Source organism: Frankia sp. CcCS3 (assembly GCF_977927575.1).
The window spans coordinates 1-2,001 of record NZ_CDWRCL010000135.1; the positions used below are offsets into that span (position 1 = coordinate 1).

The 2,001-nt window shown below is 61.8% G+C and carries 1 protein-coding gene; it reads left to right on the forward strand.

Features of this window, described 5'->3' with window-relative positions:
* Positions 1-170: 170 nt before the first annotated feature.
* Positions 171-2,001: KGGVGR-motif variant AAA ATPase (locus tag AC08OQ_RS12695; RefSeq protein ID WP_476612065.1), on the forward strand; the 1,831-nt coding region annotated here is incomplete at its 3' end.

Consider the following 2,001-nt stretch of genomic DNA (forward strand, 5'->3'; position numbering starts at 1 on the left):
TCATCGCCACCTTCTACTCCCTCAGAGGGGACGTAATGAAGTAACAAATATGTGATCGAGAGCATCATCGCAGGTCACAGGCCTGTGGAGGGTTCGAAACGCGCAAGTTATTTCATTTCGACTCCAGAGGGGGTGTCGGAAGATCGACATCGCTCGCCTACACTGCTCTGTTGCTAGCCCGTGAACACCGAATGCTCTGCCTCGATATGGATCTTGAGGCGCCTGGTCTTGCCACACTCTTCGACGCGGAGCGCGAAGTCATGCCAGGAAAGGGTGTTGTTCCGCTTCTACTGGAGGCGGACATAGCCGGCGAAATGCCTGATGTCACCGCCCATCTGCTGCGTGCTCATCCCGAACGGCAACTCTATCTTCTGCCCGCCGGATATCCGGATGCCAATTATGCGCGCCAGCTCGCTCAGCTCGACCCAGCGGCATGGTACCGTGAGGAAAATAATACACTCCGCGCGCTCATCGGCGCCGTCCGTGACCTCCATATCTCGCCGCAGATTGTTCTCATAGATTCAAGGACCGGGATCAGTCCGCTGTCGGCACCTCTTTTCTTCGATCTGGCCGACATAGCTGTCGTAACATTCTTCCCGCATCTGCAGGCACGGGTGGGAACGCGGGCGCTGACGCGGGCGCTTCTGGCGGCCAGATCCGAGCGGGCCTACACTCCTGAGCTCCGTTTTCTGGTGAGCCCGGTTCCGGGCGCGGGCGCTCCGGAGACTCGTCGGCGATACGAGGACCGGGCGGCGGTCTGGATCTTGGAATGGCTCTCGCCGGCGGTGGTCGAAGGCGGGGATCCAGCGTTCCCGGAGGTTGACGAGCTTGTCCACGTCCTCGGTTACAGCGAGGACATCGCGGGATCTGATTCCGTAGTTCCCGAGACCGGCATCGATGCTTATTCGCCCGTCGGGGAGTGGATCGCAGGGTTCGTTCCGCAGTCGGCGGCAGCCGAGCGGGACGGCGCAGCCGCCATGGCCATCCCGCCGCCCGGTTCAAAAGCCGGCGCCCTGGCTGAGATCCACTTCTCGACGGGCACCGCGGAGGCTCAGTCCGACGACGAGTTCCAGGAGACCTTCCTACGCACAGAAGTTGTCGGCCGGGCCGCCCGGGACGACGTGCCCCTGATACTTGGCCGGAAGGGCACGGGGAAGACCACCCTGTTCCGCAGCCTCGCCGCGGACGGGAACATCGTGGTGACCAGCCCTCCGCGGCTGCCGATGAGAAGACCCTGGATGCCGTCCAGCGGGACATACCGAGCCATCGGCGAGGTCTTGGCGGACCGGGGAGACGACTGGCGCACGGCGTGGATGTTGCTTATCGGGGTCATGATCCAGCTGACCAGTGGGCGCCCTCGTCGGCCGGTGCCCGCGTTCGGTGGACTCACCTGTGACTCCAAGGACGAGTCGCAGTACAACGAACTTAACCTCGTCCAAGATGTACGCAAAATGCTTTCCATCGAAGACGCTGGACTCGTCGGCTGGCAGTGGATTCGGGACCTCGATGCGGATGTTGCCCGGGGCACATTTCTTCTTTTCGACGGTCTTGACACTGGGTTCGGTCTCACTCCTGCCGACCTCACTCGACGGCGGGAAAGTGTGGGGGGACTGCTGTCCCTGTTGTCCGAGCGCGGTGACGAGCTGGTGAATCTTCGGATGAAGATCATGCTCAGGGAGGACATCTGGCGAACCGTTCAGCTACCGAATAAGTCACATTTCTTCGGTCGCGACGTGACGTTGTCCTGGGCAAACCAGACCGATTATCTCAAGGTGGTCGTCAAGCAGGCGCTCCGGGCGCCGGCCGTCGCTGATCTCGTTCGTGAGAGGGCGCCGGAACCCGGGCTGCATCGCTTTTTGCCGGAGCTGGTCGAGAGGTGGCCGCAGCCGCAGGTGCTCAATGCGTGGCGCGTGCTGGTTGGTGAGCGGATCTCCGGCGGCAAGACCGCTTTCACGTACAACTGGGTATGGCGCCGACTTTGGAGTCGAAATGAAATAACTT